This is a genomic window from Pedobacter sp. AC190, assembly GCF_979258025.1.
Map to the genome: position 1 here is coordinate 1382900 of NZ_OZ409824.1, position 17518 is coordinate 1400417.

The 17518-nt window shown below is 36.4% G+C and carries 14 protein-coding genes; 12 read left to right on the forward strand and 2 right to left on the reverse strand.

The features are described 5' to 3' along the window. Window positions 1-40: 40 nt before the first annotated feature. Complete coding sequence (locus ACZZZI_RS06010; RefSeq protein ID WP_316764473.1) at window positions 41-385, reverse strand: hypothetical protein; 345 nt, start codon at window positions 383-385, stop codon at window positions 41-43. Between the two features lie 384 nt (window positions 386-769). Here ACZZZI_RS06010 and ACZZZI_RS06015 point away from each other — a divergent pair, with 384 nt between their 5' ends. The 11 genes from ACZZZI_RS06015 (at window position 770) to ACZZZI_RS06065 (ending at window position 13805) form a co-directional block, all read left to right on the forward strand. After that, window positions 770-2311 (forward strand): acyl-CoA carboxylase subunit beta, encoded by a 1542-nt coding sequence (locus ACZZZI_RS06015; RefSeq protein WP_463488934.1) that lies wholly within the window; start codon window positions 770-772, stop codon window positions 2309-2311. A 76-nt stretch (window positions 2312-2387) separates the two neighbouring features. After that, a complete protein-coding gene (locus ACZZZI_RS06020) occupies window positions 2388-3545 on the forward strand; it encodes an MFS transporter (RefSeq protein ID WP_463488935.1) in 1158 nt (385 codons plus the stop codon). Window positions 3546-3547: 2 nt separating this feature from the next. Further along, window positions 3548-3964, forward strand: coding sequence for a GNAT family N-acetyltransferase (locus tag ACZZZI_RS06025; RefSeq protein WP_316764481.1), 417 nt, complete (start codon window positions 3548-3550; stop codon window positions 3962-3964). A gap of 118 nt (window positions 3965-4082) precedes the next feature. Continuing rightward, the gene (locus tag ACZZZI_RS06030) at window positions 4083-5198 is read left to right on the forward strand and encodes a M42 family metallopeptidase (protein ID WP_316764484.1); all 1116 of its coding nucleotides are present in this window, start codon (window positions 4083-4085) and stop codon (window positions 5196-5198) included. 81 nt (window positions 5199-5279) lie between these two features. Next, window positions 5280-5696, forward strand: a complete 417-nt coding sequence (locus ACZZZI_RS06035) for a DUF1801 domain-containing protein (protein WP_424059406.1) — start codon at window positions 5280-5282, stop codon at window positions 5694-5696. A gap of 239 nt (window positions 5697-5935) precedes the next feature. Then, complete coding sequence (locus tag ACZZZI_RS06040) at window positions 5936-8353, forward strand: alpha/beta hydrolase family protein (protein WP_463488936.1); 2418 nt, start codon at window positions 5936-5938, stop codon at window positions 8351-8353. A gap of 159 nt (window positions 8354-8512) precedes the next feature. Next, window positions 8513-9394 (forward strand): DnaJ C-terminal domain-containing protein, encoded by an 882-nt coding sequence (locus ACZZZI_RS06045; RefSeq protein WP_424059403.1) that lies wholly within the window; start codon window positions 8513-8515, stop codon window positions 9392-9394. 149 nt (window positions 9395-9543) lie between these two features. After that, entirely contained in the window at window positions 9544-11118 is a 1575-nt protein-coding gene (locus tag ACZZZI_RS06050; RefSeq protein ID WP_424059401.1) for a helicase HerA-like domain-containing protein, read from the forward strand. Window positions 11119-11127: 9 nt separating this feature from the next. Then, entirely contained in the window at window positions 11128-11784 is a 657-nt protein-coding gene (locus ACZZZI_RS06055) for a hypothetical protein (protein WP_424059399.1), read from the forward strand. 57 nt (window positions 11785-11841) lie between these two features. Beyond that, the gene (locus ACZZZI_RS06060; RefSeq protein WP_316764499.1) at window positions 11842-12741 is read left to right on the forward strand and encodes a nucleotidyltransferase family protein; all 900 of its coding nucleotides are present in this window, start codon (window positions 11842-11844) and stop codon (window positions 12739-12741) included. Then, window positions 12732-13805 carry a phosphotransferase enzyme family protein gene (locus tag ACZZZI_RS06065; RefSeq protein ID WP_463488937.1) on the forward strand — a complete coding sequence of 358 codons (1074 nt, stop codon included), beginning with the start codon at window positions 12732-12734 and terminating at the stop codon, window positions 13803-13805. Before ACZZZI_RS06060 ends, ACZZZI_RS06065 begins: the two co-directional genes overlap by 10 nt. Window positions 13806-14403: 598 nt before the next feature. Here ACZZZI_RS06065 and dnaK read toward each other — a convergent pair. Then, entirely contained in the window at window positions 14404-16308 is a 1905-nt protein-coding gene (dnaK, locus tag ACZZZI_RS06070) for a molecular chaperone DnaK (protein ID WP_316764507.1), read from the reverse strand. A gap of 842 nt (window positions 16309-17150) precedes the next feature. Here dnaK and ACZZZI_RS06075 point away from each other — a divergent pair. Beyond that, on the forward strand, window positions 17151-17513 hold the full coding sequence (locus ACZZZI_RS06075; protein WP_463488938.1) for a DUF1304 domain-containing protein: 363 nt from the start codon (window positions 17151-17153) through the stop codon (window positions 17511-17513). Window positions 17514-17518: the final 5 nt, after the last annotated feature.

Here is a 17518-nt window from a genome sequence, read left to right on the forward strand (position 1 = left end):
CTACGAAAGAAAAATAAAAGGTTGCCCCAATAAAAAAATACTAGATAAAGTTGGGAGGTGGTGTTGGAACGGTAGCATGATATGGATCTACATATCTTTTGAAATGCTCAATAAAACTGTTCTTCAGAATGATGTGGCTTGAAGAAAACTCGTAAGAGAATATTGGGTAGTTTAGTTCATTGAGTTTAAAATCGGTGAATTTTGCGGAGCTTTTAGAAGTATCTTTGCCCCCTTCATGCTCTAACTCGATTTGCATGATTACGGCATTCATAATTTCCTTATCAATACTTCCACAAAAAACAGGCGCACCAGAAATAGCCATCTTCGAACTGAAGATGAACATAAATGCTGCTACGATTATGTACCTGTATTTTCTTAAAAACATCGATCTAATTCTAATCTTATTCTAATGTTGTATTGCAAAAGTAATCGGATAATTGGTTTTTTTATGCATTATGTTGTAAAAAAAATGCAATAAAAGGTAACTAAATTATTTTTGTTTCTTTTTAAAATGTATACCTAACCTTCTAAAACACATAGTATTTTCAGATTAAGCAGGATTTTAGATAAAATACCTGGCAATTTGCAATCCATTAAAACGAAGCAACCAAAGCAGATAATAGCCCCGGTTGAAGCGGTACCCTGCAACGAGGAGGAATCGACGAAGTGAAGCGTACAAGCAAAAAACGGGAGCAATGTTATTTAGATGTACTGCCTTTGCGCTACATCTAAATTTAATTTTTAATTTTAAAATCTATTACGACCAAATATGGATAAGAAAATTGCCTTACTTAAAGATAAAATAAACCAGGCCAACCTTGGCGGCGGACAAGATCGTATTGATAGCCAGCACAAAAAGGGCAAACTTACTGCACGGGAACGCATTCACTTTTTAATGGATGAAGGTAGTTTTGAGGAAATTGGCATGCTGGTTACCCACCGAAGTACCGACTTTGACATGGAACGCGAAAAATATCTGGGCGATGGGGTAATTACAGGTTACGGCACAATAAATGGCAAATTAACGTATGTTTTCTCTCAGGATTTTACTGTTTTTGGCGGGTCTTTGTCGGAAACACATGCCGAAAAAATTTGCAAATTAATGGATATGGCCATGAAAAATGGTGCGCCTTTAATTGGCTTGAACGATAGCGGTGGTGCCCGTATTCAGGAAGGTGTGGTTTCTTTAGGTGGTTATGCTGATATTTTCTATAAAAATGTTCAGGCATCGGGGGTTATTCCGCAACTTTCGGCCATTATGGGCCCGTGTGCGGGTGGCGCTGTTTATTCGCCTGCAATAACCGATTTTATTTTGATGGTAGAAAATACCTCTTATATGTTTGTAACTGGTCCGAATGTGGTAAAAACCGTTACGCATGAAGAGGTAACATCAGAAGAGCTGGGTGGTGCAAATACACATGCTACAAAATCGGGTGTTACTCATTTTGCTTGTGCAAATGAAATTGAAGCCATAAATCATGTTAAAAAGCTTTTAAGTTATATGCCTCAAAATTGCGAGGAAATGGTTGAAGCATTGCCTTATGAAGCGACGGATGAAAGCAGACTGGAACTGAATACTTTTATGCCTGAAAATGCTTCGCAACCGTATGATATTAGAGAAATCATTTCATCTGTTGCCGATGCTGATAGTTTTTTGGAGGTACACAAAGATTTCGCAGAAAATATTGTTGTGGGCTTCGCCCGATTAGCGGGTAGAAGTATTGGTATTGTAGCAAATCAACCAGCTTACCTGGCGGGAGTTTTAGATAGTAATTCATCAACTAAAGCAGCTCGTTTTGTTCGCTTCTGTGATTGTTTTAATATTCCGTTGTTGGTTTTTGAGGATGTACCTGGTTTCTTACCTGGCACCGATCAGGAATGGAATGGCATTATTACCAACGGCGCTAAATTGCTGTATGCTTTTAGCGAGGCAACTGTTCCGCGTATAACGGTTATTACCCGAAAAGCTTACGGTGGTGCTTACGATGTAATGAACAGTAAACATATTGGCGCCGATATGAACTACGCCTGGCCAAGTGCCGAAATTGCAGTTATGGGTGCAAAAGGTGCTGCCGAAATTATATTCAAAAAGGAAATTACAAGGGCAGAAAACCCTCAGGAGAAATGGCTGGAGAAAGAAAAATTGTATTCGGATATTTTTGCAAATCCATATCGGGCCGCAGAACGTGGATTTGTTGATGAGGTGATCGAACCATCGCAAACCCGTATAAAGTTGATAAAAGCTTTTAAGATGTTAGAAAATAAAGTGGTAAACAGCCCTCGCAAAAAACACGGAAACATACCTTTGTAAGGATAGAAAATGGATGGGTAACTTGTATTCACCAATTACACGATCCATCTTATATATACATCCTATATAACGTTACATGTTAAAACGAGCTGATATTCTTTTAATGGCCTTTTGCACTGGCTTAATTGTTGCAAATATCTACTATTGCCAGCCGCTGGTTATTTTGATTGCTAAAGATTTTAAAATTTCGGAAAGCTACGCTGGTCATATAACTTACTTAACACAGATTGGCTATGCTGTAGGGCTGTTTCTTTTGGTTCCGCTAGGCGATATGCTGGAGCGTAAAAAACAAATTTTAACCACCACAGCCATTGCAATTGTATCGTTATTACTCGCTGCAATTTCTAAAAACTTTATTCTGCTTCAAATTGCTTCTGTTTTTATTGGCATTACCTCAATTGTTCCGCAGTTAATTTTACCATTAGCCGCCAATTTAAGTAATGATGAAGAACGCGGTAAAAATATTGGCATAATTATGAGCGGTTTGCTGGTCGGGATTTTAGGATCGAGAGCGATAAGTGGTACTGTAGGCGATTTATTAGGTTGGCGTGCGGTTTTCTTTATGGCAGCCATTTTGTGCGGTTTATTAATGTTTTTAATGGCTAAGCGCTTTCCACAAAGCTTACCAACTTTTAAAGGAAACTATAAAGCCTTAATGCAATCGATGTTTGGCTACATTAAAACCCAACCTGTTTTAAGAGAAACATCAATTATAAATTTCTTTGCTTTTGCAATTATAATGGCATTTTGGACCACTATGGTTTTATTTTTAGCCAACGAACCTTTTAAGTTTCAGGCTTATCAAATCGGTTTGTTTGGTATTGCTGGCGCAGCAGGTGCATTGGCGGCGCCTTTGGTTGGTAAAATTAGCGGCAAAGGCAATCCTCGGAAAAATTTAAAAATTGGTTTTGCTTTGCAACTGGCAAGTGCATTACTTTTCTATTTTACCGGCAGCAATTTATTTGTTTTTATTTTAGGCGTTATTTTGATTGATATTGCCCAACAAGCCATACACGTAACCAACCAAACACGTATATACACGTTGGTACCCGAAGCAAGAAACCGACTAAATACAATTTTTATGTCGGTAAGTTTTATTGGTGCAAGTTGCGGTTCGGCATTAGGCTTATGGCTTTGGGATAAAGGTGGCTGGGCTTTATTTTGTTATGGCATAACAGGCATCGTTTTTATTAATATGTTAATTTATAAATTTTACGGAAGTAAGAAATTTTAATTTTGGAAACACTTATTCAAATCGAGCAAATATTTCCGTCACTAACCTGGCGAATCCGTCATGAGGTTATGTATCCAGATATGCCTTTCGATTCGGTAAAACTGAAAGACGATTTTGATGGCGTACATTTCGGCTTATACCTTAACCATAAACTTACTGGTGTGGTTTCATTATTTCACCAGGGCGATGTTTATCAATTTAGAAAGCTGGCGATTTTAAATGAAGCGCAAAAGATGGGTTTAGGATCGAAACTGATGGAGTATATCTTAGATTTTTGTAAAATTCAGAAAGCAACCGAGCTTTGGTGCAATGCCCGTGTAAATGCTAAGGAATTTTATTTTAAATTTGGTTTCCACGAAACAAAGGATACATTTTTTAAAGATGGTTATGATTTTGTTATAATGGAATTGAAATTTTAAATTGTACATCTGAGAATTGCGATTTAAAGTGGCACAAAATAGAAATATTAAAAGTTAGGTTATCGATTGGTTTATCTATTGCTAAACTAAAACCGAAAGTCTAAAATCTAAAACAAGTATGGCTAAGAAAAAAGAAGACGAAAAGAAAAAACACGTTGCTGTTGTAACAAAAAAATCGTTACAATTTTTAGAAGAATATATTAACAATCCTGCTCCTACTGGCTACGAATGGGAAGGACAAAAGCTTTGGTTAAATTATTTAAAACCTTATATCGACGAGCATTTTATTGATAATTACGGCACTGCGGTAGGCGTAATTAATCCAAAAGCTGCCTATAAAGTTGTGATCGAAGCCCATGCCGATGAAATTTCTTGGTATGTAAATTACATTACCAGCGATGGTTTAATTTATGTAATCCGTAATGGCGGTTCCGATCATCAAATTGCGCCTTCTAAGCGTGTAAATATTCATACCGAAAAAGGTTTGGTTAAAGCTGTTTTTGGTTGGCCAGCAATTCACACCCGTCATGGTGAAAAAGAACAAGCCCCTGAGTTAAAAAACATCTTTTTAGATTGTGGTTGCACTTCGAAAGAAGAAGTTGAAAAATTAGGGATTCATGTTGGTTGTGTAATTACTTACGAAGATGAATTTATGATTTTAAACGATCGTTATTACGTTGGTCGTGCATTGGATAATCGCGTTGGTGGTTTTATGATTGCCGAGGTTGCTCGTTTATTAAAAGAGAACAAGAAAAAGCTTCCATTTGGATTGTACATTGTTAACTCGGTGCAAGAAGAAATTGGATTACGTGGTGCCGAAATGATTGCACAGCGAATTAAACCAAATGTTGCCATTGTAACGGATGTAACACACGATACAACAACACCAATGATTAACAAAAATATCCAGGGAGATTTATCTGCAGGAAAAGGTCCTGTAGTTTCTTATGCACCTGCGGTACAAACGAATTTGAATAAGTTGTTAATTAAAACTGCTGAGAAAAATGAGATTCCTTTTCAACGTCAGGCTTCTTCTCGCTCAACAGGCACAGATACAGATGCTTTTGCATATTCGAACGGAGGTGTTCCTTCTGCGTTAATTTCTTTACCATTGCGTTATATGCATACTACCGTAGAAATGGTGCATAAAGAAGATGTTGATAACGTAATTAGTTTAATTTACGAAAGCTTATTAAACATTAAAGACGGACAGGATTTTAGAGAGTTTAAATAGATTTAAACATCGATAATATTTTAGGCTTGAAGTTAATTCTTCAGGCCTTTTTTATTACTTTAGTTATTAAACCTTTTAAATATGGCTCAGAACAAAACCACTGAAAACGAGAATGATGTAGTTTCATTTCTAAATACTGTTAAGGATGAACAGAAACGAAAAGATAGTTTTGAATTAATTAAAATATTTGAAGAAGCTTCTTCTTTTAAAGCAAAAATGTGGGGTACTGCAATTGTTGGCTTTGGCAGCTACCATTATAAATATGCAAGTGGTAGAGAAGGCGATGCTCCATTAGCTGGTTTTTCGCCGAGAAAAGACTCAATTTCTCTTTATCTCACATCGGAGTTAAATGAAAAAGAAAAGCTTTTGGCTGAATTTGGTAAACATAAAACAGCGAAGGCCTGCATTTACATTAAAAAACTGAGTGATATAGATGTTAAAATTCTGCAGAAACTGATTGTTAATTCGATAGCGCATATTAAAAGTTTATACGATTAGGTTTTTAGCAGCCGAATAGCAATCTATTGCAAAATAAACCTGATTGAACGGTTAGCCCGCAGCCCATTTTTTTTGGGCGAGGACTATTAGTGAAAGCAGGGCTGATAAACCAAAAGAACCACAGGTTTTGCTTTTCAGATCCTTTTTAAAACATGTAAATAAGCGGTTACGCGAAGCTTTAGCTCGATTTAATTTACAATATTTGATTGTTCTTTAAGATCAAATAACCAAACTGGATTATGTTAAAAAAACTACACCTCTATTTTTTAATAGCTGGCACCTGTGTTTCGTTAAATGCCGCTGCACAAGATGCTGTTAGCTACCAAACGCCACCAAAAGAAATTGCCGATTTATTGCTTGCCAAACCAACTCCTGGCGTAAGTATTGATGATAAAGCGGAATGGATTTTGTTCAGCGAAAGAAATTCTTATCCATCGGTAGAAGAATTAGCAATGCCCGAATACCGCATTGCAGGCTTACGCTTAAACCCGAATAATTATTCTCCAAGCCGTATTACTTACATTAATAATTTTAGCTTAAAAAACATTAAAACGGATAAGACATTTCCTGTTACAGGCTTACCGACTCCATTATATGCAAGTAATATTAGCTGGAACCCGGCACAAAATAAAATTGCATTTACCCATACCACACAAAAAGGTGTTGACCTTTATATAATTGATTTGGCAACCAAAAAAGCAATTAAAACCAATAAAGCTTTTTTAAATGTTGTTTTAGGTAGTGGATTAACCTGGTTAAATGATAATACCATTATGTATAGAGCGGTTACAAAACCTGCAAGTGCTGCGCCAGTAAAACCTTTAATGCCAAAAGGACCAACGGTTCAGCAGAATTTGGGTAAGGCGGCTCCAAGTCCAACTTATCAGGATTTAATAAAATCGCCTTTTGATGAGCAGCTTTTCGAATTCTTTGCAACTTCGCAACTGGTAAAAAATACAGCAGGTGTTGAAACACCAATTGGTAAACCTGCAATTTATTCTTCGGTAAGTTTATCGCCAGATAAAAGCTATATGCTTATTGAAACTATCCGCAAACCATTCTCTTACTTGGTTACGGCACGCGGATTTCCATCTACAGTTACCATTACCGATTTAGCTGGAAAACCAGTTAAAGTATTGGCAGAATTACCATCGGCAGAAGGTACACCTTCGGGTTATGACAATACACAAAATGTGGTTCGTGGTTTTGACTGGCGTGATGACCAACCTGCAACTATTGTGTGGTCTAAACCTTTAGATAGTGGTTTAATTAAGAAAAACGTACCATTCCATGATGCTGTTTACGCATTAAGTGCTCCGTTTACTGGTACAGAAAAAGAGCTTTTCAAAACTAAAACCCGTTATCGCGGCATACAATGGGGCGATGCTAATTTGGCATTGGTAATGGAAGGTTTGCGAAGTAAACAAACCAATACAGTAAATACTTACAACCCAACAACCGGGGCATTGGAAGAACTTTATACCCGTAATCAAACCGATGCCTATGGTAACCCAGGAACACCAGTTACGACAAAAAACAAATATGGTCGTTCGGTTATTCGTACCGTAGATAACGGCACTAAACTTTTAATGAATAATACCGTTGGATCATCAGATAAAGGAGATTTACCTTTCCTTGCAAAGTTTGATTTAGCAACTAAGAAAAATGATATTATTTGGCGCAGTGCCGAAGGTACATTTGAATATGTTAGTGATGTAATTGATGCTGATAAACTGGTTTTACTTACCCGAAAAGAGAGCCAGAAATTAGTGCCTAATTATTACATTAAAAATTTAGTACTTCGCATTGCTGACAGACCTGTAACAGCTTTCGCAAATCCTTATCCATCGTTAGATGGCATAACAAAAGAAAAAATTTCTTATAAACGTGCTGATGGTGTTGATTTAACAGGAGACCTGTACTTACCAAAAGGATACAATAAAGAGAAAGATGGTGCTTTGCCTGCAATTATATGGGCATATCCACGCGAATTTAACTCTGCTGCAGATGCCGCACAGATTCGTGGATCGAAAGACAAGTTTACAGCAATTGCATGGGGTTCGCCAATTTATTGGGTAACTCGTGGTTACGCTGTTTTAGATAATGCAGAAATGCCTATTGTTGCTAAAGACGGTAAAAAACCAAACGATACTTTTGTGGATCAGTTAAGTTTAAATGCAGAAGCAGCTATTAATAAATTATCAGATTTAGGTGTCGGTGATCGAAAACGTATGGCTGTTGGTGGCCACAGCTACGGTGCATTTATGACGGCAAACCTTTTAGCGCACACTAATTTATTTGCAGCAGGTATTGCTCGTAGTGGCGCCTACAATCGTACGCTTACTCCTTTTGGTTTCCAAAATGAAGACCGTACGTATTGGGAAGTTCCTCAACTGTATTATGAAATGAGCCCTTTCAGCTATGCTGATAAAATTAAAACACCATTACTATTAATACACGGCGATTCTGATGACAATACCGGTACTTATCCGATTAATAGTGAGCGTTTATTTGCAGCCATTAAAGGTTTAGGTGGTACTGTTAGATTTGTATTTATGCCATTTGAGGCGCACGGTTATCGTGGTAAAGAAAACATATTACATGTACTTTGGGAGCAAGACCAATGGTTAGAGAAATATGTAAAAAACAGGAAATAAGATTCCCTTTTCTGTCTATAAAAAGCCCCGATCGGGGCTTTTTTTTTAAGATTAAGATTATAAAACCTAGGTTTAAAACTTAGCATTGTTTGGTTATAATGTCTAATTTTGCATTTCAATCAAAACCCGAACGTTTAAAACAGTTTTTGTTTATTTATTATGGATTACATCGATTACTACAAAGTTCTTGAAATTAAGAAAGATGCCTCGGCAGATGAGATTAAAAAAGCATACCGAAAGCTTGCCCGAAAATATCATCCCGATTTAAATCCAAATAATGAAGAAGCCAATAAAAAATTTCAGCAGATAAATGAAGCTAATGAAGTTTTAAGTGATACTGAAAAACGCAAAAAATATGATCAATACGGTCAGAATTGGCAAAATGCAGATCAGTTTAACTCACAACGCCAAAGATCGCAAGGTGGTGGTTTCGGCGGAGGATTTTCTGGAGGTGGTTTTGGTGGCAGTGATTTTTCTGATTTCTTTTCATCGATGTTCGGTGGCGGCGGAAGCAGAAGTAGCAGCCGTTCGCCATTTAAAGGCCAGGATTTTACTACAGAATTGAATTTAAATTTATTAGACGCTTACACTACACACAAACAAACGCTTAATGTAAACGGAAAGCAAGTTCGCATAAACATTCCTGCAGGTGTAGAAAACGGACAAAAAATAAAACTTCCAGGTTATGGCGCTCCAGGACCAAACAATGGCCCTGCAGGCGATTTATTTATTACTTTTAATATTGCCGAACATCCTAAATTTAAAAGAAAAGGTAATGATATTTACCTGCAAGAAAATGTTGATTTATACAAAGCCATTTTAGGTGGTGAGAAAATTGTAGAAACATTAAATGGCAAAGTAAAACTTAATATTCCAGCTGGAACACAACCCGATACAACTTTAAGGTTAAAAGGGAAAGGCTTCCCTGTTTACAAAAAAGAAAGTCATTTTGGAGATTTATACATTAAGTGGCATATAAAATTGCCTACAAATCTTAACGCTGAGCAAAAAGAACTGTTCGAAAAGCTTTCTAAACTTTAATCAATTTTGAAAGTTCTATTAACAGAACTTATCTGAATCCATCATTACAAAGAATTACATTGTTTTAAAATGATAGCCTTTTAAGGCCATAATAATAAAATCCTTTTTTTAATATTAGTTTATTAAATTGGGGCTTTAAAATTAAAACAATGAGTGATTCTTCTTTAAAATTTATTGAAAAAATAAAAGCTTCTTACGCCCCTACAGGCTCATATATTTACCTCGGAGCTGGTATTTTAGATGGACAGGTTTATGGCGATGCCGAAGTAAATTTATCATTAAAGATGATGAACAGGCATGGCTTAATTGCTGGTGCCACTGGTACAGGAAAAACCCGTACACTTCAATTGCTAGCGGAGCAACTTTCTGATGCAGGTGTCCCTGTTTTCATGCTCGATGTTAAAGGCGATTTATCAGGCTTAAATCAACCAGGGAGCATTAACCCTAAAATTGAAGAGCGTGCAGCTCAGTTAAAAAAACCATTCACACCTTCAGGCTTTCCTGTAGAAATTTATTCGCTTTCAGGAAAATTAGGTGCACAAATGCGTGCAACCGTTTTAGAATTTGGTCCAACACTTTTATCTAAAGTGTTAGATTTAAATGATACACAATCTGGCGTTATGGCTGTTATTTTCAAATATGCTGATGATAACAAAATGCCGATTATCGATCTTAATGATTTAAAAAAGTTAGTTTCTTATTTATCAGAAGGTGCGGGAGCGGCAGAAATAAAAGAAAGTTATGGTACCATTTCTACGGCAACATCTGGCACTATTTTAAGAAAAATTGTTGCCATCGAACAACAAGGCTTATCGGGTATGTTTGGCGAAAAATCTTTTGATTCAGAGGATTTATTCGAACGTGTAGATGGTAAAGGCGTAATCAGTCTTTTAAATATTGCTGATGTTCAAAATCAACCCGTTTTATACTCTACTTTTTTATTGAGCTTGCTTGCAGAGCTTTTTAATACTTTACCCGAAGTTGGCGATTTAGACAAACCGAAATTGGTTTTCTTTTTTGATGAAGCCCATTTACTTTTTAACAACTCTTCAAAAACATTTTTAGAGCAAATTGAAACCATCATCCGATTAATCCGATCGAAAGGTGTGGGCGTTTTCTTTTGTACGCAATCTCCAACCGATGTACCTGAAAGTGTATTGGGCCAATTAGGAAACCGTGTGCAGCATGCTTTAAGAGCTTTTACGCCAAACGATGTAGATGCGCTTAAAAAAACAGTAAATACATACCCTAAATCAGCTTTTTATCAAATTGATCAGGTTTTAACTTCTTTAGGTACGGGACAGGCATTGGTTACTGTGTTAAACGAAAAAGGAATTCCAACGGAAGTTTCGGCCACCATGCTTACTCCGCCCAGGGCTGTGATGGGGCCATTAACCTCTGCCGATTTCGATAAAGTAGTAACAGGTAGTGCGATGTATACAAAATACAAAGACCCAATCGATCCTGAAAGTGCTTATGATATTTTAACAAAAAGAATAAATGAGCGTGTTGCAGCTGAAGCGGAACAAAAACAAGAAGCTGCCGAACAAAAGCAAGCTGAAATAGATAGTAAACCTAAACCAGGCGAAAAAAGTTTAGTTGAGCGGGTTATGGGTGCTACAATAACCCGTCAAATTGGAAAAGAAATAGTTCGTGGACTTTTTGGAATGTTAACAGGAAAAAAAACACGCAGTAAAAGTGGCGGCGGTTTATTTGGGTTTTAAATAGAAATTATGAAAAACTTTCTGTTCTTATTATTTTTCTTTTCTGTTGCAGCAAATGCACAATCAGAAATTCAACCTTTTGGCGATGCTAAAAGGACTCCTTTGACCGTAATAAAATATACGGATGTAGAAGGAAACCCATATTTATATAATTTTTGGGTTAAAGGAAAAGTAACTTTAAAGAATGGAAAGATCTATTCAAATGATTCGCTAAAATACGATCTAATTGATGATAAATTAATCTTCAAAAATGATGACGGAACTTTAATGCATTTTGCAGAGCCTGTTGGAGCATTCGATTTGTTAAGTAAAGATTTAAAGGTTTTACATTTCAGAAATGGTTTACCAGCATCAAATGGATTGAATTCAGAATCGTATTTTCAAATCATATACGATGGAAAGATTCCTCTTTTTAAACGCACAGGAAAATTCGTTACCGAAAGCAAACAATATAATTCGGCCAGTACAATCAAGTCGTTTAATACAACCTACAACTATTACTTATTACAAAATGAGGCTTTGGTAAAAGTTTCTTTAAATAAGAAAACAATTATTACTTTATTCGGTATTAAAGAAGACCAGCTTAATGATTATTTGAAGCTGGAAAAAATTGACTTTAAAAAAGATGAAGATTTAAATAAATTATTCACATATTTTAATAAATAACTAAAATTAAACGCCACTCTAATCAGAAATTTGATTAGGGATTACTATTTTCGCAATATGAAACCTACCCTATTAATCCTGGCTGCTGGTATGGCAAGCCGTTATGGAAGTATGAAACAAATTGATGGATTCGGACCTAATGGTGAAACCATCATAGATTATTCAATTTACGATGCAATTAACGCTGGATTTGGCAAAGTTGTATTTATTATAAAAGAAGAGTTTGTAGAAAACTTTAAATCAATCTTCGAACCTAAATTAAACGGAAAAATTGAAACGGATTACGTTTTTCAAAATTTCGATTTAAAACAATTTGGTATCGAAGAAGAGATATACAGAGAAAAACCTTGGGGAACTGCCCATGCAATTTTATCTGGCAGAAAAGTAGTTAAAGAACCGTTTTGCGTAATTAATGCTGATGACTATTATGGTTATGATGCATTTAAAAAAATGGTTGATTTCTTAAATGAAGAGGCTACTGATAGCAATTTCTCTATCATAGGTTATGAAATTGGCAAAACGCTTTCAGAATTTGGAGCTGTTTCTCGTGGGGTTTGTAAAGTAGATGCTTCTGGTAACTTAGAAGAAATTATCGAGCGTACAAAGGTTTATCCTAAGGATGGAAAAATCTTTTACGAAGAAGATGGTGAAGAATTTCCATTAGCATTCGAAACACCAGTTTCGATGAATTTCTGGGGCTTCACTCCTGCTGTTTTCAACATTACTGAAAAGCTATTTGTAGAATTTGCAATGGCTAATAAAGATAAACCTAAAGCAGAATTCTTTATCCCGTTAATTGGCGAAAACTTAGTTAAAAGTGGTGAAGCAACTTTTAAAGTTGTTCCTACATCAAACAAATGGTTTGGGGTTACTTACAAAGAAGACAAGCCTTATGTTCAGGATAGTATTGACCAATTGGTTAAGAACGGAACATACCCAGAAAAACTATGGAAATAAATTTAGATCCAGAAGTTTTAAAAGCATACGGGTACACTAAAGAAAATATAAAAATTAATCAAATAGGTACGGGCTTAATTAACCGTACTTATTTGCTTTCGCCCCTATCGGAAGATAAAAAATATATTCTTCAAAACATTAATACTTCTGTTTTTAAAAACCCACAGGCAATTGCAAACAACCTCAAAGCAATCGCCGATTATATTGCTCCTACCTATCCCGATTATCTTTTTATTAAACCTGTTTCTACCGTTGACGGGGATGAACTGGCTTATGTAAATAACGAATACTGGAGAATGTTGCCTTTTGTTGCCAATACCACTTCTTTAGATGTGCTGGGTAACGAAAAGCAAGCTTACGAAGCGGCTAAACAATTTGGTAAGCTTAGTCGGCTTTTAAATAAGTTTGATGCTTCAAAATTAGAACCATCAATTCCAGGCTTTCATAACTTGGCTTTACGTTTCGAACAGTTTACGCTGGCTTTAAGCACGGCACCGAAAGAACTTAAAGGATTGTCGAAGCCTCAAATAGACGATGCATTAGAGCGCAAATATATCCTTGATTTTTTCAAATCCTATTCGCATAGAGTCGATTTTCCTGACCGTGTGATGCACCACGATACCAAAATCAGTAACGTGTTATTAGATAATGAAACTTTTGAAGGTGTTTGCGTGATCGATTTAGATACGATAATGCCTGGTAAATTTATTTCTGATTTAGGCGATATGATGCGTACTTATCTATGTGCTTTTTCTGAAAATGAAACCGACCTGGATAAGGTTAAAATCCGATTATCCTTTTTTGAGGCAACAGTTAAAGGTTATCTTTCTGAAATGAAAAGTATTTTAACAGAAACTGAAAAAGAGCTGGTACTATTTTCTGGAAAGTATATGATTTATATGCAAGCTTTGCGTTTCTTAACTGATTTTTTAAACGGAAACATTTACTACCCTATAAACTATCAAACACAAAATTTAGATAGGGCAAAAAATCAATTTAAATTACTGAGCGAGTTATCTGCAAATGAGAAAGAATTGCAGGGAATTATAGATGAATGTTTATAATGTTTTCCGTTGGCTGAAGCCAACGGCAATGAATAGCAAAGTGCTTTAATTATAAAGATTATAAGCACTCTGCCGTTTAGAAGCATAGTAGGAATATAAATATTGCAATAGAGTCTTCGCCATCGCTCTGAATGACAAAAACACCGAAAATTACACAACATAAATTAATATTCATTGCCGTCGGTTTCAACCGACGTTTTTTTGCAACTGGTTTTGGGCTTTAGCCAAATTTGATTAATAGTTGTAGAGGCTCCAATCAACAAACCTGACAGTAGCGAAAATGCTTCTTGTTTGCAGTAGCCTTGAATATAGTGTCATGCTGAGGCACGAAACATCTGCAACCTATGAAACAGATGCTTCGTGCCTCAGCATGACAGAAGTTTAAAAAATTATAGCGAATGGCGGGGCCACTGTTTCTGATAGGCACAAAACCTTTCGTTTCAAACAAAGTATTCTAAAAACTATGAGTTTGATCAATAGTAGCATTAAGATTGCTTCGTACCTCGCAATGACGAGCACATAAAATAAAAAAGCGCTCCTGAAATTAATCAGGAACGCTTTTATATTGTTATAAATCTTTCGATCTACAATTGAAGATTTATTTTTCTTCTTTCACTTCTTCGAAATCAACATCAGTAACGTTATCACCGCCACCTTGAGGCTGACCATCAGCTTGTGGTTGCTCACCACCTTGAGGCTGACCGCCATCTTTGTACATTTCTTCAGATGCTACGTTCCATGCCGCTTGCAATTCAGCAGAAGCTGCATCGATATCGGCAAAGTTACGAGATAAATGAGCTGCTTTCAATTTCTCTAAACCAGCTTCGATTGGCGCTTTTTTATCAGCAGATAATTTATCACCAAACTCTTTTAATTGTTTCTCAGTAGAGAAGATTAAAGCATCAGCACCGTTGATTTTATCAGCTTCTTCTTTTTGCTTAGCATCATCTGCTGCATTAGCTTCCGCTTCTTCTTTCATTTTTTTGATCTCAGCATCAGTTAAACCTGAAGATGCTTCGATACGGATTTTTTGCTCTTTACCAGTAGCTTTATCTTTTGCACTTACGTGTAAGATACCGTTAGCATCAATATCAAATGATACTTCTACTTGAGGCACACCACGAGGTGCTGGTGGAATACCATCTAAAATGAAACGACCAATTGTACGGTTTTGACCAGCCATTGGGCGCTCACCTTGTAAAATGTGAATTTCTACTGAAGGCTGGTTATCAGCTGCAGTTGAGAAAGTCTCCGATTTTTTAGTTGGGATAGTTGTGTTCGACTCGATTAATTTAGTCATTACACCACCCATAGTTTCGATACCTAATGATAAAGGTGTAACGTCTAATAACAATACATCTTTTACATCACCAGTTAACACACCACCTTGAATCGCAGCACCAATTGCTACAACCTCATCAGGGTTAACACCTTTACTTGGCTCTTTACCGAAGAAAGCTTTAACAGCATCCTGAATTGCAGGAATACGAGTTGAACCACCAACTAAGATAATTTCATCGATATCGCTTGTGCTTAAACCAGCATTTTTCAAAGCAGATTTACAAGGCTCGATAGTACGTTTGATTAAGCTATCAGCTAATTGCTCAAATTTAGCACGAGATAATGTACGTACTAAGTGTTTAGGGCCGCTCGCATCAGCAGTAATATATGGCAAGTTAATTTCAGTAGAAGTTGTGCTTGATAACTCAATTTTAGCTTTCTCAGCAGCTTCTTTTAAACGTTGTAATGCCATCGGATCTTTTGCAAGGTCCATGCTGTTTTCTGATTTAAACTCGTCAGTTAACCAATCGATAATAATGTGGTCAAAGTCATCACCACCTAAGTGAGTATCACCATCAGTAGATTTTACTTCGAAAACGCCATCACCTAACTCTAAAACAGAAACGTCATGTGTACCACCACCACAGTCAAACACAACAATTTTCATGTCTTTGTGTGCTTTATCTAAACCATAAGCTAAAGCAGCTGCAGTTGGCTCGTTAATGATACGTTTTACAGTTAAACCTGCAATTTCGCCTGCTTCTTTTGTAGCCTGACGTTGTGCATCATTAAAGTAAGCTGGTACAGTAATCACTGCTTCCGTAACTTCCTGACCCAAGAAATCTTCAGCAGTTTTTTTCATTTTTTGTAGAATCATTGCAGAAATCTCTTGTGGAGTATATTTTCTGTCGTCGATTTCTACACGAGGTGTATTGTTATCACCTTTTACAACTTTATAAGGCACACGTCCAGCTTCTTTCGAACTTTCGTCGTAGCTGTTACCCATAAAGCGTTTAATCGAATATATCGTTTTTGTTGGGTTGGTTATAGCCTGACGTTTAGCAGGCTCGCCAACTTTACGCTCACCGTTTTCTGCAAAAGCAACAATAGACGGTGTAGTACGTTTACCCTCACTGTTCGCGATAACTACAGGCTCATTGCCCTCCATTACGCTCACGCAAGAGTTTGTTGTTCCTAAGTCTATTCCAATAATTTTTCCCATTGTATTTTTATTTTCTCTTTTTAAAGTATTATAATTTCTACACCTATTAAACAATGCTTGTGCCAATTGGTTTTTGGCAGAAAATATTGCTAAAAGACTGATAAAATGTAAAAAATAGTGCCTTTGTTTACTGACAGCATGACAGAAATAAGCTTAAAGGTTAAAGCTAAAAGACTAAAGCAAAAGCGAAATTCATTAAAATTATTTTGAAAATGATAAGTAGAAGTTCTTGGGGAACACCAGTCCCGCTGTCCGCTTTACTTCGTTACACTCCGTGCTCGCTTCCATCGGGTTTATTAATTATGTTTAATGCTCTTGGGATAGAAAACACCCCTCAGCTTCGCAATAACCCCACCCCTCAATGTCATTAACATAAGCACAAATGTTGTCAGTCTGAGCATAGTCGAAGACCCGTTCGATGGTCGAAAACAAAAAATAATCTGTTCTTCTACTACGCTCAGGATGACCATTCTTTTTTGTTTTCCCTTAAGTTAATAACATTGCCTCGCCCCTTCCCTGAAAACAAAGAGGGAACTTGGCCAGTACATGGTAAAAAATGGTCTATTTCAATTTAAAACAATAAATATCGAATAGAAATTATTTTCAAAAACGATTTGACGTTTTTTACCTAATCATGCCCAAGCCTTGATTATTCATTAGTTTATTTGTTTTTAACTGTATTCATGAGTTCGCAGAAATGCTCGGTTTTGTTACTTTTTATCAAGAAAAAGTGAAAAGCCTATCTGGCCTAGACAAACAAAAACCCAAAAAGCCGTTAGTTGAGACCAACGGCAATGATTAACCCAAATTTATTGTATCTTCAATTACCAAATCAAATTAACATGCAATTAGCAGCAGAAATTATAATCGGCATCGTAGCCGCCATACACATTTACATTATGTGGATAGAAATGTTCGCATGGACAACCAGAGCACCAAAAGTTTTCAAAACCATTCCTAAAGATTTATTCGTACCTACAAAAACTTTAGCGGCAAATCAAGGCTTGTATAACGGCTTTCTGGCTGCTGGCTTAATCTGGTCGCTTTGCATAGATGATCATCACTGGAGATTTTATGTGGCTATATTCTTTTTAACTTGTGTAATTGTAGCTGGCCTGTATGGCGCAGCAACTGCTAGTAAAAAGATTCTTTATGTACAATCTATCCCAGCTTTAGTAGCCTTGATTTTATTGCATTTGAGATAAGCAAC